This is a genomic window from Streptomyces sp. NPDC033270 (assembly GCF_055576575.1).
Map to the genome: position 1 here is coordinate 156,570 of NZ_JBVIRA010000006.1, position 21,040 is coordinate 177,609.

At 73.2% G+C, this 21,040-nt stretch carries 17 protein-coding genes; 15 read left to right on the forward strand and 2 right to left on the reverse strand.

Features of this window, described 5'->3' with window-relative positions; genetic code table 11:
* The first annotated feature begins 125 nt into the window (after positions 1-125).
* The 3 genes from coaBC to ACZ5XZ_RS12285 all read left to right on the forward strand — a co-directional run bounded on the left by coaBC (position 126) and on the right by ACZ5XZ_RS12285 (position 5,098).
* Positions 126-1,352 carry a bifunctional phosphopantothenoylcysteine decarboxylase/phosphopantothenate--cysteine ligase CoaBC gene (coaBC, locus tag ACZ5XZ_RS12275; protein WP_468976893.1) on the forward strand — a complete coding sequence of 409 codons (1,227 nt, stop codon included), beginning with the start codon at positions 126-128 and terminating at the stop codon, positions 1,350-1,352.
* A gap of 275 nt (positions 1,353-1,627) precedes the next feature.
* Positions 1,628-2,836, forward strand: coding sequence for a methionine adenosyltransferase (gene metK, locus ACZ5XZ_RS12280; protein ID WP_384485054.1), 1,209 nt, complete (start codon positions 1,628-1,630; stop codon positions 2,834-2,836).
* A gap of 123 nt (positions 2,837-2,959) precedes the next feature.
* Positions 2,960-5,098, forward strand: coding sequence for a primosomal protein N' (locus ACZ5XZ_RS12285; protein ID WP_468976896.1), 2,139 nt, complete (start codon positions 2,960-2,962; stop codon positions 5,096-5,098).
* A 267-nt stretch (positions 5,099-5,365) separates the two neighbouring features.
* On the opposite strand, the gene ACZ5XZ_RS12290 is transcribed toward ACZ5XZ_RS12285, so the two are convergent.
* Positions 5,366-5,920 carry a hypothetical protein gene (locus ACZ5XZ_RS12290; RefSeq protein ID WP_468976899.1) on the reverse strand — a complete coding sequence of 185 codons (555 nt, stop codon included), beginning with the start codon at positions 5,918-5,920 and terminating at the stop codon, positions 5,366-5,368.
* A gap of 250 nt (positions 5,921-6,170) precedes the next feature.
* Here ACZ5XZ_RS12290 and fmt point away from each other — a divergent pair, with 250 nt between their 5' ends.
* The 12 genes from fmt (at position 6,171) to ACZ5XZ_RS12350 (ending at position 19,911) form a co-directional block, all read left to right on the forward strand.
* Positions 6,171-7,115: a methionyl-tRNA formyltransferase gene (gene fmt / locus ACZ5XZ_RS12295; protein WP_468976901.1), complete on the forward strand. Its 945-nt coding sequence runs from the start codon at positions 6,171-6,173 to the stop codon at positions 7,113-7,115.
* Positions 7,116-7,473: 358 nt separating this feature from the next.
* Complete coding sequence (locus tag ACZ5XZ_RS12300) at positions 7,474-8,907, forward strand: RsmB/NOP family class I SAM-dependent RNA methyltransferase (protein WP_468976904.1); 1,434 nt, start codon at positions 7,474-7,476, stop codon at positions 8,905-8,907.
* A 142-nt stretch (positions 8,908-9,049) separates the two neighbouring features.
* Entirely contained in the window at positions 9,050-9,733 is a 684-nt protein-coding gene (gene rpe / locus ACZ5XZ_RS12305) for a ribulose-phosphate 3-epimerase (protein ID WP_468976907.1), read from the forward strand.
* Positions 9,734-9,949: 216 nt separating this feature from the next.
* Positions 9,950-10,966 (forward strand): sugar-binding transcriptional regulator, encoded by a 1,017-nt coding sequence (locus ACZ5XZ_RS12310; protein WP_384443093.1) that lies wholly within the window; start codon positions 9,950-9,952, stop codon positions 10,964-10,966.
* 111 nt (positions 10,967-11,077) lie between these two features.
* On the forward strand, positions 11,078-11,545 hold the full coding sequence (locus tag ACZ5XZ_RS12315) for a guanyl-specific ribonuclease (RefSeq protein WP_468976910.1): 468 nt from the start codon (positions 11,078-11,080) through the stop codon (positions 11,543-11,545).
* Between the two features lie 19 nt (positions 11,546-11,564).
* A complete protein-coding gene (locus ACZ5XZ_RS12320) occupies positions 11,565-12,008 on the forward strand; it encodes a barstar family protein (protein WP_468976913.1) in 444 nt (147 codons plus the stop codon).
* A 119-nt stretch (positions 12,009-12,127) separates the two neighbouring features.
* Positions 12,128-13,591, forward strand: a complete 1,464-nt coding sequence (locus ACZ5XZ_RS12325; protein WP_468976914.1) for a GuaB1 family IMP dehydrogenase-related protein — start codon at positions 12,128-12,130, stop codon at positions 13,589-13,591.
* A 403-nt stretch (positions 13,592-13,994) separates the two neighbouring features.
* Positions 13,995-15,467, forward strand: a complete 1,473-nt coding sequence (locus ACZ5XZ_RS12330) for an amino acid permease (protein ID WP_468976916.1) — start codon at positions 13,995-13,997, stop codon at positions 15,465-15,467.
* 10 nt (positions 15,468-15,477) lie between these two features.
* Positions 15,478-15,933, forward strand: a complete 456-nt coding sequence (locus ACZ5XZ_RS12335) for an Lrp/AsnC family transcriptional regulator (protein ID WP_393487901.1) — start codon at positions 15,478-15,480, stop codon at positions 15,931-15,933.
* 162 nt (positions 15,934-16,095) lie between these two features.
* Positions 16,096-17,028, forward strand: a complete 933-nt coding sequence (locus ACZ5XZ_RS12340) for a LysR family transcriptional regulator (protein ID WP_468976918.1) — start codon at positions 16,096-16,098, stop codon at positions 17,026-17,028.
* Between the two features lie 215 nt (positions 17,029-17,243).
* The gene (locus tag ACZ5XZ_RS12345; RefSeq protein WP_468976920.1) at positions 17,244-18,059 is read left to right on the forward strand and encodes a carbon-nitrogen hydrolase family protein; all 816 of its coding nucleotides are present in this window, start codon (positions 17,244-17,246) and stop codon (positions 18,057-18,059) included.
* A 151-nt stretch (positions 18,060-18,210) separates the two neighbouring features.
* Complete coding sequence (locus ACZ5XZ_RS12350) at positions 18,211-19,911, forward strand: flavin monoamine oxidase family protein (protein ID WP_468976922.1); 1,701 nt, start codon at positions 18,211-18,213, stop codon at positions 19,909-19,911.
* Positions 19,912-19,971: 60 nt separating this feature from the next.
* Here ACZ5XZ_RS12350 and ACZ5XZ_RS12355 read toward each other — a convergent pair whose 3' ends face one another.
* Entirely contained in the window at positions 19,972-20,901 is a 930-nt protein-coding gene (locus ACZ5XZ_RS12355; RefSeq protein WP_468976924.1) for an LLM class F420-dependent oxidoreductase, read from the reverse strand.
* Positions 20,902-21,040 lie beyond the last annotated feature (139 nt).

The window sequence follows — 21,040 nt, forward strand, 5'->3', positions numbered from 1 at the left end:
GTACGTCACCAAGGGCCCGGCAAGGGGCACCGCCCGGCGACTGGCCGGGGGAGCGACCGCCGGGCCCTTGGTGTGTCATAGGGGCGTACAGACCCACGGACCTTCAGCTCGGGGAGCGCGAAGCGATGGACAAGCGGGAGCGGGAGCGGCCCAGGGTCGTCCTGGGTGTCAGCGGCGGCATCGCCGCGTACAAGGCGTGTGAGCTGCTGCGGCGGCTCGCCGAGTCCGGGCACGACGTACGGGTGGTGCCCACCGCCTCGGCGCTGCACTTCGTCGGCGAGGCCACCTGGTCGGCGTTGTCCGGCAACCCGGCCACCACCGAGGTCTGGGAGTCCGTCCACGAGGTCCCGCACGTCCGCATCGGCCAGGCCGCCGACCTCGTCGTGGTCGCCCCCGCCACCGCCGACATGCTGGCCAAGGCCGCCCACGGCCTCGCCGACGACCTGCTGACCAACACCCTGCTCACCGCGCGCTGCCCGGTGGTCTTCGCCCCGGCGATGCACACCGAGATGTGGGAGCACCCCGCCACACAGGAGAACGTCGCCACACTGCGCCGGCGCGGTGTGATCGTCGTCGAGCCCGCCGTCGGTCGGCTGACCGGCGCCGACACGGGCAAGGGCCGCTTCCCCGACCCGGTCGAGATCTTCGAACTCTGTCGCCGGGTCCTGGCCCGCGGCGCACAGGGCGCCTCGGTTCAGGACCTCGCCGGCCGCCATGTGGTCGTCACCGCCGGCGGCACCCGTGAACCGCTGGACCCCGTCCGCTACCTGGGCAACCGCTCCTCCGGCAAGCAGGGCTACGCGCTCGCCGCGACCGCGGCCGCCCGCGGCGCCCGGGTCACGCTGGTCGCGGGCAACACCGAGCTGCCCGACCCCGCCGGGGTGGACGTGCTGCCCGTAGGCACCGCCCGCCAGCTCCGGGAGGCCGTCCTGAAGGCCGCGGCGGATGCCGACGTGGTCGTCATGGCCGCGGCCGTCGCCGATTTCCGTCCCGCCGTCTACACCACCGGCAAGATCAAGAAGGTCGAGGGCCAGGAGCCGGAACCAGTCACCCTGGTCCGGAATCCGGACATCCTCGCCGAGCTCTCCGCCGACCGCGCCCGCCCCGGACAGATCGTCGTGGGCTTCGCCGCGGAGACCGACGACGTGCTGGCCAACGGTCGTGCCAAGCTCGCCCGCAAGGGCTGTGACCTGCTGGTCGTCAATGAGGTCGGCGAGCACAAGGCCTTCGGCTCGGCCGAGAACGAGGCGGTGATCCTGGCTGCCGACGGCGCCGAGACCCCGGTGCCCTACGGCCCCAAGGAAGCCCTGGCAGACACCGTCTGGGACCTGGTGGCCCCGCGCCTTCCCTAGTCCCGGGCCTGCTCCCGCCCGTACGGCCGAATCTCGCCCATCGGTCACCTCAACGGCCTCACGAAAAGCGGCGTGTCCCCTTGACCCGACCCATACTCAAGGTGATCGTCCTACCGTGAGGCGTGGTGTTGCAGGTCACGAGGGGTCCATAAATCGAGACCGCGTGCCCGAACGCCACATACGACCGATAAACTGGCGAGTGGATCGGGCCGAGCGCAGCTCTCGGCCCTTCCGCCAATGATCAGCCAGCAGCCGCTGCAACCCCAGGGAGCGATGTGTCCCGCCGCCTGTTCACCTCGGAGTCCGTGACCGAGGGCCACCCCGACAAGATCGCTGACCAGATCAGCGACACCATCCTCGACGCGCTCCTCAAGGAGGACCCGACCTCCCGGGTCGCCGTCGAGACGCTGATCACCACCGGCCTGGTCCATGTGGCCGGCGAGGTGACGACCAAGGCGTACGCCGACATCCCCAACCTCGTCCGCAACAAGATCCTGGACATCGGCTACGACTCGTCCAAGAAGGGATTCGACGGCGCCTCCTGCGGCGTCTCGGTCTCCATCGGCGCGCAGTCCCCGGACATCGCCCAGGGTGTCGACACCGCGTACGAGAACCGCGTCGAGGGCGATGACGACGAGCTGGACCGGCAGGGCGCGGGCGACCAGGGCCTGATGTTCGGCTACGCCTGCGACGAGACGCCCGAGCTGATGCCGCTCCCGATCAACCTGGCGCACCGGCTCTCCCGCCGCCTGTCCGAGGTGCGCAAGAACGGGACCATCCCCTACCTGCGCCCCGACGGCAAGACCCAGGTCACCATCGAGTACGACGGCAACAAGGCCGTCCGCCTCGACACCGTCGTGGTCTCCTCGCAGCACGCCAGCGACATCGACCTCGACTCGCTGCTCGCGCCCGACATCCGCGAGTTCGTCGTCGAGCACGTCCTCAACCAGCTCGTCGAGGACGGCATCAAGCTGGACACCGACGGTTACCGCCTGCTGGTCAACCCGACCGGTCGCTTCGAGATCGGCGGCCCGATGGGTGACGCGGGCCTGACCGGCCGCAAGATCATCATCGACACCTACGGCGGTATGGCCCGCCACGGCGGCGGTGCCTTCTCCGGCAAGGACCCGTCCAAGGTCGACCGCTCGGCCGCCTACGCCATGCGCTGGGTCGCCAAGAACGTCGTCGCCGCCGGCCTCGCGGCCCGCTGCGAGGTCCAGGTCGCCTACGCCATCGGCAAGGCCGAGCCGGTCGGCCTCTTCGTCGAGACCTTCGGCACCGCCACCGTCGACACCGACAAGATCGAGCAGGCGATCGCCGAGGTCTTCGACCTCCGCCCGGCCGCGATCATCCGGGACCTCGACCTGCTGCGCCCGATCTACTCCCAGACCGCCGCCTACGGCCACTTCGGCCGTGAGCTGGAGGACTTCACCTGGGAGCGCACGGACCGCGTGGAGGCCCTGCAGAAGGCCGCCGGGCTGTAAGCAAGCCCCTTCGCCGACGCAGCCCACGGCCCCGGACCGCCCAGCGGTCCGGGGCCGTGGGCTGTCCGCCGGGCGGCCGCTCACCTCCGCTCGCTGTCAGTGCCGTCTGCTAAGACTGAAGCTGTGAGCAGGCACAACGGGCGAGCGGAGGAGGGGGCGTCGGACGTGGGGGAGCAGCTGGCGCTGATCCGGGAGGCCGTGCGGGAGACCAAGGCCGAGCGGGCCAAGCCGCGGACGTGGCGGGGGGCCGAGCTGGCGGCGGAGCTGCCGGTGGCGCGAGTGTTGGTCGACAAGGGGTTGGTGCACCTCGATCGCTACTTCGACTATGCCGTGCCGGCGGCGATGGACGCCGAGGCGCAGCCCGGGGTAAGGGTGCGGGTGCGGTTCGGGGCGGGCGAGAAGGGCGGCCGCCGGGAGGGCGGCAAGCTCGTCAGCGGGTTCATCGTGGAGCGGGTGGCGCAGAGCGACTATCGGGGGGTGCTCGCGCCGATCGCCCAGGTGCTGTCGGCGGAGCGGGTGCTTGGCCCCCCATTGCTGGCGCTGTGCCGGGCCGTGGCGGACCGGTATGCGGGGACGCTGGCCGATGTGGTGCAGCTGGCGGTGCCGCCCCGACGGGCACGCGCGGAGGCCAAGCCCTCGCCGGCGCCGCTGCCACCCAACGCACCCCCCGAACCGGGGAGTTGGGGGCGCTACGCGGCGGGGCCCGGGTTCCTGGCGGCGCTCGCGCGGGGTGATGCGCCGCGCGCGGTGTGGACGGCGCTGCCGGGGGCGACCTGGCCGCAGGAGCTGGCGCGGGCGGCGGCCGCGGCGCTGGCCGGCGGGCGCGGGGCCCTGGTGGTGGTGCCCGACGGGCGGGCCGCGGCGCGGGTGGACGCCGCGCTCGGCGAGCTGATCGGGGCGGGGCGGCATGTGCTGCTGACCGCCGACGCGGGGCCCGAGGAGCGGTATCGGCGCTGGCTCGCGGTCAGCCGGGGCTCGGTGCGTGCCGTCGTCGGGACCCGGGCGGCGATGTTCGCGCCGGTCGCCGATCTGGGACTGGTGGCGCTGTGGGACGACGGGGACGCCAGCCACAGCGATCCGCATGCGCCGCAGCCGCATGCCCGCGAGGTGCTCATCCAGCGGTCGGTGAGCGAGCGGGCCGGCTTCCTGCTGGGCGGACTGAGCTGCACGGTCGAGGCGGCACAGCTGGTTGAGACCGGCTGGGCGCGGCCGCTGGCGGCGGAGCGCGAGCAGGTGCGGACCGCGGCGCCGCTGGTCCGTACGGTCGGGGACGGCGACGAGGCGCGCGACGCCGCGGCGCGGGCCGCCCGGCTGCCGACGATGGCCTGGCAGGTGGTGCGGGAGGGGCTCAAACACGGGCCGGTGCTGGTGCAGGTGCCGCGCCGCGGATATGCGCCCCGGCTGGCATGCGAGCGCTGTCGCACCCCGGCGCGGTGCCGGGCCTGCGCCGGCCCGCTGGAGGCACAGGCGGCGGGGGAGCTGGGCTGCGCCTGGTGCGGACGCCCGGAGCCGGACTGGCACTGCGCCGAGTGCGGTGGCGCTCGGCTGCGGGCCCAGATCGTGGGGGCGCGGCGGACGGCGGAGGAGCTGGGCCGGGCCTTCCCGGCGGTCCCGGTGCGGACATCCGGGCGCGACCATGTGCTGGCCTCGGTCCCCGAAGCGCCCGCCCTCGTGGTGAGCACGCCGGGCGCGGAGCCGGTGGCCGAGGGCGGCGGCTACGCTGCCGCGCTGCTGCTGGACGGCTGGGCGCTGCTCGGGCGACCGGATCTGCGGGCCGGGGAGGAGGCGCTGCGCCGCTGGCTGGGCGCCGCCGCGCTGGTGCGTGGCCAGGCCGAGGGCGGCACGGTCGCGGTGATCGCGGAGCCCACGCTGCGGCCCGTGCAGGCGCTGGTGCGCTGGGATCCGGTCGGCCATGCGGTCCGCGAGCTGAGCGAGCGGGCCGAGCTGGGGTTCCCCCCGGTGTCCCGGATGGCCTCGGTGGCCGGCCGCGCCGAGGATGTCGTCGAGCTGCTGCGAGCCGCCGAACTCCCCGAGGGCGCTGAGGTGTTGGGACCGGTCCCGCTGCCGGTGCCGGACCCCGGGCGGCCGCGCCGGCCGGGCGACCCGCCCGTAGGTGAGGAGTGGGAGCGCGCGCTTGTACGGGTCCGTCCCGGCCAGGGAACGGCGCTCGCCGCGGCGCTCAAGGCGGCCCGGGCGGCGCGGCTGGTCAAACGGGAGGGAGAGGCGGTACGGGTACGGATCGACCCGCCGGACCTGGGATGAGCGGCGACGGCCGGGAAGCCGTGTCCGTCGGCTCCGCTCGGCACTGCTGCCACGGTCCGCCCGCTCCGTATTGCTGCCATGGTCCGCCCGTTCCGCACCGGCGCCACTCTTCCGCCGCGGACACGGCACCGTGGACGAGGACCGCGGATGGTTCCAGGGCCATGGCGCAGTGGACATGGCGCCGCCCCGGGGCCGTGGCCGGCGCTCGGTCCCGGGGCGTTGGCGAGCGTGCGAAGGGCCGCGCCCGGTGTGGCCGGTGAAGCGGTATCAGCCGTTGCGGGGGCCGGGGAAGGCGCCCGGCCGGGTCGCCTCGTCACGGGCGGCGGGCCCGGAGGGCTGGGCGGGCAGGGAGCGGGAGCCGGGCATGGTCGGCGCGCTCGGGAGCCCGGTGGCCATGGTCACCGCGCGGGCCGGGGAGGACTCGGGCGCATGCACCGCCGGTTCGCCGCCGCTGTCGGCCGCGGGCTGGGCGGTGGCCCTGCGGGCGCCGTAACGGCGGTGCACGGCTTGCTTGGTGACGCCGAGCGCCGAGCCCACCGCGTCCCACGAGAAGCCCAGCGAACGGTCGAAGTCGACCGCGGCCGTGACGAGTGTCTCGACGCTGTCCCGCAACTCCTGGGCGAGGCGGACGGTCGGCGCGGGCGCGCGTCCGTAGACGACGAAGCCGGCGGAGGGGCCGGTACGCCGCGGCCGGTAGACGTTGCCGAGCTGAGCGGTCAGCGTGCGCAGTGCGTCCACCTGCCGGCGGACCCGCTCGATGTCCCGCACCAGGAGATGCAGGCTGGCGCGCGCCTGGGCGTCGTGGGTTGCGTGGTCGGCCATGAGCAAGCCTCTCGAACCGGCGTGGAAAAGGAAGGGTTAATGCGATCGGGCCGCCAAGGCGGCCCGGTCGTGGGTCAATGCTGTTTGACCAACGCGACAGCAGCGGCTCTGGTCACGGTATGGGGGCGTACGAGCTTCCGTGCGAGGCGCGGGAAATGTCGTACGCCCCCTGGATCCACCGCTGTGAACCGGACCAAGCCCCATAGACTGGTGCGTCGTTCCGCTGCGTGTGAGAGGTAGATCGCCACCCATGAGGCTTGTCTTCGCCGGTACCCCCGAGGTCGCCGTACCCGCCCTCGATGCCCTGATCGCCTCGGACCGGCACGACGTCGTGGCCGTCGTGACCAGGCCCGACGCGCCCGCCGGCCGCGGACGGAGGCTGGTGGCCAGCCCCGTCGCGGAGCGCGCGCAGGAGGCCGGCATCGAGGTCCTCAAGCCCCTCAAGCCGCGCGACGAGGACTTCCTGGCCCGGCTGCGGGAGATCGCGCCGGACTGCTGCCCGGTGGTCGCCTACGGGGCGCTGCTGCCGAAGGTCGCGCTCGACATCCCGGCCCAGGGGTGGGTCAATCTGCACTTCTCGCTGCTGCCCGCGTGGCGGGGCGCGGCGCCCGTCCAGCACGCGGTGCTCGCGGGCGACGAGGTGACCGGCGCCTCGACCTTCCTGATCGAGCAGGGGCTGGACTCCGGCCCGGTCTACGGGGTGTTGACCGAGGAAGTCCGTCCCACGGACACCAGCGGTGATCTGCTCACCCGGCTGGCGTTCGCCGGCGCCGGACTGCTCGTCGCGACGATGGACGGCATCGAGGACGGCACGCTCCAGCCCGTACCGCAGCCGGCCGAGGGCATCACGCTCGCGCCGAAGATCGAGGTCGAGGACGCCAAGGTGGACTGGGCGGCGCCGGCGCTCCGCGTCGACCGGGTGATCCGCGGCTGCGCGCCCGCGCCCGGGGCCTGGACGGTCTTCCGCGGCGAGCGCCTCAAGCTGATGTCGGCCGTCTCCGCCGCCGGGCACGGCGAACTCGGCCTCGCGCCCGGCGAACTGGCCGTCACGAAGAAGGCCGTCTACGTCGGCACCGGCAGCCACCCCGTCGAACTGGTCTGGGTCCAGCCGCAGGGCAAGAAGCCGATGAAGGCGGCGGACTGGGCGCGCGGCGTACGCATCGAGAAGGGCGAGCGGGTGGGGGACGCGCCTTAAGGGGGAGGGGTTGCGGGGGCGGGGGAGCCTTAGGGGGCGGGCGAACAGATCCCGTAGGGGGCGCGGGGGCCCCTTGCGGGCCACAACGTGGTGGGGGCGGCGGGTATTCCAGCGGTGGGGCTGGCAGATGCTGCTCCCAGCGGGTGGGGCCGGGAGATGCTGCTCCCAGCGGGTGGGGCTGGGAGATGGTGTTCCCAGCGGGTGGGGCCGGGAGATGGTCCCAGCGGTGGGGCCGGGCGGTGCCCCTTCAGGCCACCGCCGGTTGTCCCTGCCGGGCTGCTGCCGGCCGGGCCGCGTAGGCTGGGACGCGCCCCTCGTGTGGGCCGAACCCCTATCCCGTATCCGGAGCACCTTTTCTGTGAGTGAGCAGCCCCGCCGTCGCCCCAGCAAGCCCTATCGCCGCCCGAAGAAGGACCCGGTCAGGATCCTCGCGTTCGAGGCGTTGCGGGCCGTCGACGAGCGGGACGCGTACGCCAACCTCGTCATGCCGTCGCTGCTGCGCAAGGCCCGTGAGAGCGGCGACTTCGACAGCCGGGACGCGGCGCTGGCGACGGAGCTGGTCTACGGGTCGCTGCGGCGCCAGGGGACGTACGACGCGATCATCGCGCAGTGCGTGGACCGGCCGCTGGGGGAGGTGGACCCGCCGGTCCTGGACGTGCTGACGCTCGGCGCGCATCAGCTGCTCGGCACCCGCATCCCCACCCACGCCGCGGTCAGCGCCACCGTCGAGCTGGCGCGGGTGGTCCTGGGCGACGGGCGGGCGAAGTTCGTCAACGCCGTGCTGCGCAAGGTCGCCGCGCATGATCTGGACGGCTGGCTGGAGCGGGTCGCCCCGGAGTACGACGAGGACCCCGAGGACCACCTCGGCGTCGTGCACGCCCATCCCCGCTGGATCGTCTCGGCGCTGTGGGACGCCCTCGGCGGCGGCCGCGCCGGTATCGAGGACCTGCTGGAGGCGGACAACGAGCGCCCCGAGGTGACGCTGGTGGCGCGGCCCGGCCGGTCCACCACCGAGGAGCTGATGGCGGCCGCCGGCGAGGAGGGCGCACTGCCCGGGCGCTGGTCGCCGTACGCGGTCCGGCTCGCGGAGGGCGGTGAGCCCGGCGCGCTGGACGCGGTACGCGAGGGGCGCGCCGGTGTGCAGGACGAGGGCAGTCAGCTGGTCGCCCTGGCGCTGGCCAACGCGCCGGTCGAGGGGGCCGACCGCGCCTGGCTCGACGGCTGCGCGGGCCCCGGCGGCAAGGCGGCGCTGCTGGCCGCGCTCGCCGCGGAGCGCGGCGCTGCCCTGCTGGCGTCGGAGAAGCAGCCGCACCGTGCGCGGCTGGTGGCCCGTGCGCTGGAGGGCAACCCCGGCCCGTACACGGTGATCGCCGCCGACGGTACCCGCCCGGCCTGGCGGCCCGGCGCCTTCGACCGGGTCCTGATGGACGTGCCGTGCACCGGCCTGGGGGCGCTGCGCCGGCGGCCGGAGGCCCGCTGGCGGCGCCGCCCGGAGGACCTGGACGGCTTCGCCCCGCTGCAGCGCGAGCTGCTGCGGCAGGCGCTCGCGGCGGTGCGGGTCGGCGGCGTCGTCGGCTATGCGACGTGTTCGCCGCACCCGGCCGAGACCCGGGCCGTGGTGGACGACGTGATCAAGGGCCGTGGCGGGGCGCCGGTGCAGGTGGAGTGGGTCGACGCCCGGCCGCTGATGCCGGGCGTACCGGCGCTCGGCGACGGCCCCGACGTGCAGCTGTGGCCCCACCTGCACGGCACGGACGCGATGTATCTGGCGCTGCTGCGACGGACGGGCTGAGGAAGCGCGGGCCTAGGAAGAGGCGGCGGGAAGGGCTGAGGGACGGGTTGAGGAGCGGTCGGGTGCCGGCCCGGTGGGCGGGGCGGTCGCCCGGGGCGGTCCCGGCTCCGGTCCCGCCGGGCCGGGACGCCATACTGGTCCCATGGCCTTGATCAACCCCAGCATCCTGTCCGCAGACTTCGCCCGGCTCGCCGAGGAGGCGAAGGCCGTCGAGGGCGCCGACTGGCTGCACGTCGACGTCATGGACAACCACTTCGTCCCGAACCTCACCCTCGGCGTGCCGGTCGTCGAGTCGCTGAGCAAGGCGACGAACACCCCGCTCGATCTGCATCTGATGATCGAGGACCCGGACCGCTGGGCGCCGCAGTACATCGAGGCCGGGGCCGGGTCGGTGACCTTCCACGCGGAGGCGGCGGCCGCGCCGGTGCGGCTGGCGCGGGAGATCCGGGCCAAGGGCGCGCGGGCGTCGATGGCGCTCAAGCCGGCCACGCCCATCGAGCCGTACGAGGATCTGCTCCCCGAGCTGGACATGCTGCTGATCATGACCGTGGAGCCGGGCTTCGGCGGCCAGGCGTTCCTGGACATCATGCTGCCGAAGATCCGCCGCACCCGTGAGCTGATCTCCCGGCACGGGCTCCAGCTGTGGCTCCAGGTGGACGGCGGGGTCTCCGCCTCGACGATCGAGCGCTGCGCGGAGGCCGGGGCCGATGTGTTCGTGGCCGGTTCGGCGGTCTACGGCGCGGACGACCCGGCCAAGGCGGTGCGGGACCTGCGGGAGAAGGCCGAGGCGGCGACCGCGGCGGCGGGCTGGGGCTGCGCGCACTGATGCGGGACGCGGGGGCCGGCGGCCCGGCCGGTGCGCCACGGGGATGCCCTCGTGGCCCGGTCGCGCCGCCAGTTGTCCGTTGCGCAATCGAGCGTTCACGACGGTCGAGGCGCCGATGGTCCCCGTTGCCCTCGGGTTTCTGAAAGGATGAGCAAAGACTCGATCAGATGCGCAAAAGGGGAGAATTTCGTGGTAGCCAGCCGCCCACAGTCCGGAATGGGCCCTGCCGAGCTGGTGCAGGCTGCGGCCATGGCCCGCCGTTTCTATCTTGAGGGAAAGTCGAAGATCCAGATCGCGGAGGAGTTCGGCGTCAGCCGCTTCAAGGTCGCGCGGGTGCTGGAAACGGCACTGGAGCGTGATCTCGTACGGATCGAGATCCGGGTGCCCTCCGAACTGGACGCCGAACGCTCCGACGCCCTGCGGGCCCGCTACGGCCTGCGGCACGCGGTGGTCGTCGAGTCGCCCGCGGACGCTCCCCCCGCCTTCGGCGGCCAGACCCCGCCCGACGACGCCGCCGACCCCGAGAACCTCGGTGAGGTCGCCGCCGACCTGCTCGGCGAGCTCGTCAACGAGGGCGATGTGCTCGGCCTCGCCTGGGGCCGCTCGACCATCCACATGGCGGCCGCGCTGCACCGGCTCCCGCCGTGCACCGTCGTGCAGTTGACCGGGGTCTACGACGCGGGCACCGCCGACCGCGGCTCGGTCGAGGCGGTGCGCCGCGCGGCCGACGTCTCCGGGGGCGAGGCGCACCCGATCTACGCGCCGATGCTGCTGCCCGACTCGGCGACCGCCGAGGCGCTGCGCCGGCAGACCGGCATCGCCCGGGCCTTCGAGTACTTCGACAAGGTCACCGTCGCCTGCGTCTCCATCGGCTCCTGGGAGCCGGGCGTCTCGACCGTCTACGACATGCTGAGCGAGCAGGAGCGGGAGCACTACGCCTCGCTGGGCGCGGCCGCCGAGATGTCCGCGCACCTCTTCGACGCCGAGGGCCGCCGGATCGGCCGGGACCTGGGCGAGCGGTGCATCACGGTCGAGGCGGACCGGCTGCGCCGTATTCCCGAGGTCGTCGCCATCGCGGGCGGCCGGCGCAAGGCCGCGGCGATCGGCGCGGTGCTGCGCTCCGGGCTGGTGACGAGCCTGGTCACCGACACCGCCGCCGCCGACCACCTGCTGCTGGAGACCGGCCCCGGGCCGCGACCGGCGCTGGACCGGGCGGATCCCGACGGGCGGTGATGCCCGCCGGGTGGCCGCGCAGCCCGGCCACCCCCGACGTGCTCGTCGCCGGCCACCCCCGACGCGCCCATCGGCGAGCGGCTCGCGCACGCCTGTGACAGCATCGGCGCCATGGAGATCCACTCCGCCCCGCGCCGAGCCGCCGCCGTCCTCGGCGCGCTGCTCGCCGGCCTGCTCCTCGTCCTCACCGGATGCGCCACCGGCGGTGGCGACAAGGGGAGTTCACCCGGATCGCCGCGGGCCGCGGCCACCGTCGCCACCCCCGCGCCGGGCGCCTCCGCCGTACCCGACTGGGCGCGGGGCATGCCGGTCGTCCCGGTCGGCGCACTGCCCTCCCAGGCGCGGGACACCCTGGCGCTCATCGACGCCGGCGGGCCCTTCCCCTACCGGCAGGACGGGACCGTCTTCGGCAACCGCGAGGGCCTGCTGCCCCGTCAGACCCGCGGCTACTACCACGAGTACACGGTCCCCACGCCCGGCTCGCCGGACCGCGGCCCCCGCCGCCTGGTCACCGGCCGGGGCCACGAGACGTACTACACCGACGACCACTACCGAAGCTTCAAGGCGGTGCTGCGATGACCGGCAAGGCGGTACGGCGATGACGGGCACGGTGCCGCGGCCGCTCAAGGCGGTGCTCGACGGCAGTACGCCCCCCGGGGTGCTGACCTGGCCCGCCGAGCGCCCGGTGGCCGACGCCCTGGCGGCCGCCCGGGACGCCGGGTGGACCGGCGCGTCACTGGAGCTGGACGGGGCCCGGGACAAGGCCGCCTTCATGGCGCGGTGCGCCGGTGCGCTGCGGCTGCCGGCCTGGTTCGGCCACAACTGGGACGCGCTCGCCGACTGCCTCACCGACCTGTCGTGGTGCCCGGCCGACCGCGGCCGGCTGCTGGTCGTCACCGACTGGCAGGGCTACGCGGCCGCCGCCCCCGACGACTGGAGCATCGTGGAGTCCGTCCTCGCGGACGCGGTGGGCTACTGGCGTGACACGGACACCGGACTGGCCGTGATCATGGCCCGTGGGCGGGGCCGTCAGGGGGCGTAGCGGCCTGACCAGGGGCGGCCCGGGAGCAGGGCGCGGGCGGCGTTGGCGGATCGCACACACGGCCCAGCGGCAGCTCGGACAATCGTATGAGCCCTGGTCAGGGCCCGTATCCTGGCCATATGCGATTCCTGAATCCGAAGAACGGCGCGCTCGAAGAGAGTTCTTCGGTGCCCTACGACCTGACCTACGACGATGTGTTCATGGTGCCCGGCCGCTCCGCCGTGGGCTCCCGCCAGGGTGTCGACCTGTCCTCGCCCGACGGCAGCGGTACCACCATTCCGCTCGTGGTCGCCAACATGACGGCGATCGCCGGACGCCGGATGGCCGAGACCGTCGCCCGCCGCGGTGGCCTGGTCGTCATCCCGCAGGACATCCCGATCGATGTCGTCACCGAGGTGGTCACCTGGGTCAAGCGCCGCCATCTGGTGCTGGACACGCCGATCGTGCTCTCCCCGGTCGCGACCGTCGCCGACGCGCTGTCGCTGCTGCCCAAGCGGGCGCACGGCGCGGGCATCGTCGTCGAGGGCGGCCGCCCGGTCGGTGTCGTCACCGAGCACGACCTGGCCGGCGTGGACCGCTTCACCCAGGTCGCCGAGGTCATGTCCAAGGACCTGCTGGTCCTGGACGCCGACATCGACCCGCGCGAGGCCTTCAACCGCCTCGACGCCGCCAACCGCAAGCTCGCGCCCGCGGTCGACGCGGACGGCATGCTGGTCGGCGTCCTGACCCGCAAGGGCGCCCTGCGCGCCACCCTGTACACCCCCGCCACGGACGCCGACGGCAAGCTGCGGATCGCCGCCGCCGTCGGCATCAACGGCGATGTGGCCGGCAAGGCCAAGGCGCTGCTGGACGCCGGTGTGGACACGCTCGTCGTGGACACCGCGCACGGCCACCAGGAGACGATGATCAGCGCGGTCAAGGCCGTCCGGGCGCTGGACCCGCAGGTCCCGATCGTGGCGGGCAACATCGTCGCCGCCGAGGGCGTCCGCGACCTGATCGAGGCCGGCGCGGACATCATCAAGGTCGGCGTCGGACCGGGCGCGATGTGCACCACCCGCATGATGACCGGCGTCGGCCGGCCGCAGTTCTCCGCGGTGCTGGAGTGCGCCGCCGAGGCCAGGAAGTACGGCAAGCACGTCTGGGCCGACGGCGGTGTGCGCCACCCCCGCGACGTCGCCATGGCGCTGGCCGCCGGCGCGTCCAACGTCATGATCGGCTCCTGGTTCGCCGGCACGCTCGAGTCGCCCGGCGACCTCCAGCACACCGCCGACGGCCGCCCGTACAAGGAGAGCTTCGGCATGGCCTCCGCGCGTGCGGTGCAGCGGCGGACGAGCGAGGAGTCGGCCTACGACCGGGCCCGCAAGGGGCTCTTCGAGGAGGGCATCTCGCACTCCCGGATGTTCATCGACCAGGCCCGCCCCGGCGTCGAGGACCTGATCGACTCGATCATCGCGGGCGTCCGCAGCTCCTGCACCTACGCGGGCGCGGCCTCCCTGGCCGAGTTCGCCGAGAAGGCCGTGGTCGGCGTGCAGAGCGCCGCCGGCTACGCCGAGGGCAAGCCGCTCCACGACAGCTGGAGCTGATCCGCCACGGGGCCGCTCAGCGGCTCCGCCGGCACGGCTCACCGGGCCCGCACCCCATGGGTGCGGGGCCGCTCGCGTATCCGGGCGCCGCCGGATGGGTGTGGGCACCACGGATGTCCACCCCTTGGACGCCCCGCGGGCAGGCCCGGCGTTCGGACCCTGGCGCGCAACGAACGACCGCCCGCCGCGCCCGTGCGCAACGATCGTCCGCGGTTGCGCAAGGAACCCGCATTACGGCAGGTCAACAGCGGCCCGTAAGGTCATGCGCTGTACGTGGAGTGGCGGAGACCGTCTGCTCGGCGGTCTCCTGCTGCAGGTGGCTTAGGCATGCCTGCAACCTGGCCGCTGCCGGTCGCCGTCCTCCGAACCCGCCTTGACCGGCAGCGATGAAGGAGCCACCCCAGTGTTGGAGCACGGCGCAGCCCCACCCGCAGGGGACCGCGACACCCAGCCACCCGCCCCCGGAGGCCTCGGCACCCGGCTGATGCGGCGCAAACCGGTCGAGCGGCTGGTCGCCGAGGGCGGCAAGGGGGAGGGCGGTTCGCTCCGCCGCTCCATGGGCGTGTGGCAGCTGACCATGATCAGCATCGGTGCCACGCTCGGCACCGGCATCTTCGTGGTCCTCGGCGAGGCCGTCCCGGACGCCGGCCCCGCGGTCGTCATCTCCTTCATCATCGCCGGCATCACCGCGCTGTTCTCGGCGCTGTCGTACGCGGAGCTGGCCGGCACCATGCCGGTCTCCGGATCGTCCTACTCCTACGCCTACGCCACCCTCGGCGAGCTGATCGCCTGGGTCTGCGGCTGGTGTCTGGTCCTGGAGTACGGCGTCTCGGTCGCGGCCGTCGCGGTGGGCTGGGGCGAGTACCTCAACGAGCTGCTCAACGGCGTCTTCGGCTTCACCATCCCGGACGCGCTGTCCGCGCCGCCCGGCGACGGCGGCATCTTCAACCTGCCGGCGCTGCTGGTGGTGCTGCTGGCGATGGCGTTCCTGATGGGCGGGGCCAAGGAGAGCGCCCGGGCCAACACCGTCATGGTGCTCGTCAAGATCGTCGCGCTGCTGCTGTTCTGCGGTGTCGCCGTCCAGGGCGTGCGGTCCGGCAACTACGCGAACTTCATGCCGATGGGCATGGCGGGCGTCAGCGCCGCGGGCGCGACCCTGTTCTTCTCGTACATCGGCTTCGACGCCGCCTCCACGGCCGGCGAGGAGGCCAAGAACCCGCAGCGCGACCTGCCGCGCGCGATCATGCTCTCGCTGGTGATCGTCACCGCGCTGTACTGCCTGGTCGCGGCGATCGCCGTGGGCGCGATGCCGTGGCAGAAGTTCCAGGGCTCCGAGGCCGCGCTGGCCGGGATCATGAAGGCGGTCACCGGACAGAGCTGGTGGGCGGTGCTGCTCGCGTTCGGCGCGGTCATCGCCATCGCCAGCGTCGTACTGACCGTGCTCTACGGCCAGACCCGCATCCTGTTCGCGATGTCCCGCGACGGCCTGGTGCCGAAGGCGTTCTCCAAGGTGCACGCCAAGAGCGGTGTGCCGCGGGTCAACACGGTGATCGTGTCGCTGTTCTGCGGCGTGCTGGCCGCGGCGGTGCCGCTGGGCCAGCTGGCCGACGCCACCAGCATCGGCACCCTCTTCGCCTTCGCGCTGGTCAACGTGGCCGTCATCGTGCTGCGCCGGACGCGTCCCGACATGCCGCGTACCTTCCGTACCCCGCTCTCCCCGCTGTTCCCGGCGATCGGCTTCGTGCTGTGCCTGTGGATGATGTACAGCCTGGAGGCGGTGACCTGGGTGGTCTTCGGTGTCTGGATGGCCGTGGGCCTTGTGGTCTACTTCGGATACGGCTTGCGCCGCTCCCGATTGGCCACGTCAGAGAAGTGATCCACCCGCAGTGCGACTGAACGATCTCGACGAACGCATCGTCCACGCCCTCGCCGAGGACGCCCGCCGCAGCTATGCCGACATCGGCCAGGAGGTCGGGCTGTCCGCTCCGGCCGTCAAGCGCCGGGTGGACCGGCTGCGGGCCGACGGAGCGATCACCGGCTTCACCGTACGGGTGGACCCGGCCGCGCTCGGCTGGGAGACCGAGGGCTACATCGAGATCTACTGCCGCCGCAACACCTCGCCCGAGGCGATCCACCGCGGCCTGTCGCGCTACCCGGAAGTGGCGTCCGCCTCCACCGTCACCGGTGAGGCGGACGCCATCGTCCAGGTCTTCGCCTCCGACATGCGCCACTTCGAGCGGGTGCTGGAACGGATCGCGGGCGAGCCGTTCGTGGAGCGGACGAAGTCGGTGCTGGTGCTGTCGCCGCTGCTGCGGCGCTACAGCTCGGGCGCGCCGGGCTGAACACCGCCGCAGCACCGAAGCGGGCCGTGGAAGGGCCGCAGCACCGCCTGTCGCGACCCGCTCTGGCCCGCCCGGTGCCCGGCGGGCGCACGTCCACGCCGACCGCGTCTCGCACCGCACTAAAGTCCGGTGGATTGACCCCCACCGCAAGGTATGGACTCCATGACTGCGCGAAACGCATCCGTCGACCTGAACCTGCTGACGGCCCTGGACGCCCTGCTGGAGGAGGAGAGCGTGACCGCGGCCGCCGACCGGCTCGGGCTCTCCGGGCCCGCCATGAGCCGCACCCTCGGCCGGATCCGCCGCACGATCGCAGACCCCGTCCTCGTCCGCGCCGGGCGCACGATGGTGCCGACCCCGCGTGCCCTGGAGATCAGGGCCGAGGTGCGCCGGCTGGTGGAGGCGGCCCACGGTGTGCTCGCGCCGGCCGCACCCGCCGACCCGGCCCAGCTCGCCCGGATCTTCACCATCAACGCCAACGACCTCCTGGTCACCGCCCTCGGCCCCCGCCTGGTCGCCCTCGCCGCCGAGGAGGCCCCGCAGGTCGTGCTGCGCTTCCTCGGGGAGAGCTACATCGACGTGCCGCTGCTGCGCGACGGCGCCGCGGACCTGGAGGTGGGCGTCATCGACAGCCGCGAGCCGGAGATCCGTACGGAGGAGCTGTTCACCGATCGTGCGGTCGCCGTGGTGCGCGACGGGCACCCGCTGACCACCGTCAAGCTCACCCCCCGCCGCTACGCCGACGCCCCGCACCTCAACTTCACCCGCCGCGGCCGGCTCACCGGCCCCGTCGACGCCGCGCTCGCCGCACTCGGACTGCGCCGCAAGGTGATCGCCACCGTGCCCACCTTCGCGGCCTCCCTGATGATGGTCCGCGACAGCGATGCGGTCGGCCTGGCCAGCGAGCGGACCGCGGCGTCGGCGGTCCGCTCGCTGGGGCTGCGCACCCTGCCCATCCCGCTCGACCTGCCGGCGATGACCATGGAGATGGCCTGGCACCCGCGCCAGGAGGCCGACGCGGGGCACATCTGGCTGCGCGGTCTCACCCGTCGCGCCGTCGCGCAGGCGATCGCTGCCGCACCCCCCACGGCCTGACGGTCTCGTCGCCGCCCGCACGGGCCCCGGCCGTCCCGCGGCGCCCCGGGCACGCCGGTCCGACCTGCGCGAACGCCGGGCGCAACGAATCGCCGGGGTCTCGCTTGAACGCGCAATGAATCGTCCGTCGGCACGCAACGGTGGCGCCTTGTCCGGAATCGTCGCCGCCCCGTACCGTCAATGCGTCCCGCCCGAACCGTCCGCCGAGGGGTCCCATGACGTCGCTGCACACCGCCCTGCTCCAGAGTTCGGGCCGGCCCGGCGATGTCGCGCACAATCTTCGGGTGCTCGGTGACGCGGCCCGCTCGGCGGCCGCGACCGGCGCCGGACTGCTGGTCTGCCCCGAGCTGTTCCTGACCGGCTACGCGATCGGCGGCGACGTGCACCGCCTCGCCGAGCCCGCCGACGGCGACAGCGCCCGGGCCATCGGCGAGATCGCCGCCGAGCACGGCATCGCGGTGCTCTACGGCTACCCCGAGCGCGCCGGCCACGACGACCCCGACAGCGCCGCGGTCTACAACTCCGCGCAGCTCATCGGCCCCGACGGCGCGCGCCTGGCGAACTACCGCAAGACCCACCTCTTTGGCTGCTTCGAGCGCCAGTGGTTCACCCCGGGCGAGCGGGCGGTCGTCCAGGCCGAGCTGTCCGGCCTCCGCATCGGCGTGCTGATCTGCTACGACGTGGAGTTCCCGGAGAACGTCCGGGCGCATGCGCTGGCCGGCACCGATCTGCTGCTGGTGCCCACCGCGCAGATGCACCCCTTCCAGTTCGTCGCCGAATCCGTCATCCCGGTCCGCGCCTTCGAAAACCAGATGTACATCGCGTACGTCAACCGGGTCGGCACGGAGGGCGAGTTCGAGTTCGTCGGCCTGAGCTGCCTGGCCGGCCCGGACGGTGTCGTACGCACCCGTGCCGGCCGCGGCGAGCAGCTGGTGCGGGCCGACGTGGACGCCGCCTTCCTGAAGGAGTCCCGGGCGGAGAACCCGTACCTGGAGGACCGGCGGCCCGAGCTGTACGGCCCGCTGACGTGACCTGACCCGCCCACCCCGGCCCGACCCCGTCCCACCCCCTCCGCCGCAGGCCGGCCCGCGCCGCCCTGCCTGCTTTAGCCCTGCCCTGCCCGCGCCGGGCGTCCTGCCCTGCCTGCTTCAGCCCTGCCCTGCCTGCGAGGAGTCCGCCCCGATGACGTCCACGGTGCCCACCGCCGCCCACCACGCGGATGCCCAGCCGCCGATCACCATGTTCGGCCCGGACTTCCCGTACGCCTACGACGACTTCCTCGCCCACCCCGCGGGCCTGGGCCAGATCCCCGCGGTCGAGCACGGCAAGGAGGTCGCGGTCATCGGCGGCGGCCTCTCCGGCATCATCACCGCCTACGAGCTGATGAAGATGGGCCTGAGGCCCGTCGTCTACGAGGCCGACCAGATAGGCGGCCGGCTGCGCACCGTCGGCTTCGAGGGCACCGGGGCCGAGGGGGCGGGCCTGACCGCCGAGATGGGCGCCATGCGCTTCCCGCCGTCCTCGACGGCGCTGCAGCACTACATCGACCTGGTGGGCCTGACGACCACGCCGTTCCCCAACCCGCTGGCGCCGGACACCCCCTCGACCGTCGTCGACCTCAAGGGCGAGTCGCACTACGCCGTCACGGTCGACGACCTCCCGCAGGTCTACCGCGACGTCATGAACGCGTGGAACGCCTGCCTGGAGGAGGGCGCCGACTTCTCCGACATGAACCAGGCGATGCGCGAGCGCGATGTGCCGCGCATCCGGGAGATCTGGGCGCAGCTCGTCGAGAAGCTCGACAACCAGACCTTCTACGGGTTCCTCTGCGAGTCGGAGGCGTTCAAGTCCTTCCGGCACCGCGAGATCTTCGGCCAGGTCGGTTTCGGCACCGGCGGCTGGGACACCGACTTCCCCAACTCCATCCTGGAGATCCTGCGGGTCGTCTACACCGAGGCCGACGACCACCACCGCGGCATCGTCGGCGGCAGCCAGCAGCTGCCGCTGCGCCTGTGGGAGCGCGAGCCGGCGAAGATCGTGCACTGGGCGCCCGGTACCTCGCTGTCGTCGCTGCACGACGGCACCCCGCGTCCCGCCGTGACCCGGCTGCACCGCACCGCGGGCAACGGCATCACGGTGACCGACGCCGACGGCGACATCCGCACCTATGAGGCCGCCGTCTTCACCGCGCAGTCCTGGATGCTGCTGAGCAAGATCGCGTGCGACGACTCGCTGTTCCCCATCGACCACTGGACGGCGATGGAGCGCACCCACTACATGGAGTCGTCCAAGCTCTTCGTTCCGGTGGACCGGCCGTTCTGGCTGGACAAGGACGAGGAGACGGGGCGGGACGTCATGTCGATGACGCTCACCGACCGGATGACCCGCGGCACGTACCTCCTCGACGACGGGCCGGACAAGCCCGCCGTCATCTGCCTGTCGTACACCTGGTGCGACGACAGCCTGAAGTGGCTGCCGCTGGACGCGAACGAGCGGATGGAGGTCATGCTGAAGTCGCTGTCGGAGATCTATCCGAAGGTCGACATCCGCAAGCACATCATCGGCAACCCGGTCACCGTCTCCTGGGAGAACGAGCCCTACTTCATGGGCGCGTTCAAGGCCAACCTGCCCGGCCACTACCGCTACCAGCGGCGGCTGTTCACCCACTTCATGCAGGACCGCCTCCCCGAGGACAAGCGCGGCATCTTCCTCGCCGGTGACGACATCTCCTGGACGGCGGGCTGGGCCGAGGGCGCGGTGCAGACCGCGCTGAACGCGGTGTGGGGCGTGATGCACCACTTCGGTGGCAGCACCGATGCCACCAACCCCGGACCGGGCGACCTGTACGACGAGATCGCGCCGATCGAACTGCCGGAGGACTGAGGGCAACCGGAGGTTCAAGGACACCAGGGGCCCGGCACACCGCCGGGCCCCCTGGGCCCTTTAGACCCCGGCCGCCCGCGCCGCCGCGTACACCTCCGCCGCGAGGTCCTTGAGCTCCTGCGCGTCGCGGGCGCCGCCCTGGAGGTCGATGAGGATCTCCTCCACGCCCACCGCGGCGTGTGCCACCAGATCCTCGGTGATCTGCTCGACGCTGCCCTGGAAGGGCTTGCGGTCCGGGCCGTCGTACGCCTTGGCGGTGTGCAGGGTGTTCACCCGCAGCACGCTGCGCACCGGCTCCCGGCGCCCCCGCTCGGCCGCCAGCTCCTGCACCCGCTGCCACTGCTCGGCCAGCTTGTGTGCGCCCATGCCGACGGGCATCCAGCCGTCCGCCCGGTCGACCAGCCGGCGCAGCGCGCGCGGGCTGTTGGCGGGCAGCAGGATCGGGATCGGCCGCTTCGGCTTGGGCCCGACGACCGACGGCGCGATGGTGGTCAGCGGCCCCTCGTACGCCACCGGGTCCGGGCCCCACACCGCCTGGCAGACGTCGATCAACTCGTCGAGCACCTTGCCGCGCCGGCCGAACGGGGCGACGGCGGCGGCCGCGTACTCGTCCAGCGACCAGCCGGTGCCCAGGCCCGCGACCACCCGGCCGCCGCTCGCCGCGTCCAGCGACGCCAGGCTCCGGGCCAGCTGGAAGGGCACGTGAAGCGGGGCCACCAGCACGCTGGTGCCCAGCCGGGCCCGCTCCGTGGCGGCCGCGGCCAGTGTCAGCGTCACCAGCGGGTCGGCCACCGAGCGGTACTGGTCGGGCCAGGGCACGCCCGGGATGCCGTACAGCCCCTGCGTGGCGGGCTCGGGGAACAGGATCCGCTCGAAGACCCACAGGCTCTCGTATCCGGTGCGCTCCGCCGCCCGCGCCACGTCGGGAACGTCGCGTCCGATGTCGTACTGCCGCATCTGCGGAAGGCTCAGACCGAGTCGGATGCCCATGCACGCACTCCTTCGTCTCAGGCGTTCCCCAGGGGCTGTCCCCGTGCCCTGCGGCCAACGTAGCGCCGGCCCGGGGAGGTTCAAGGTGGGAACACGTCGAGGTGGCGGAGCGGGGAGCGCCGGGCGAGGAAGGCGGGCC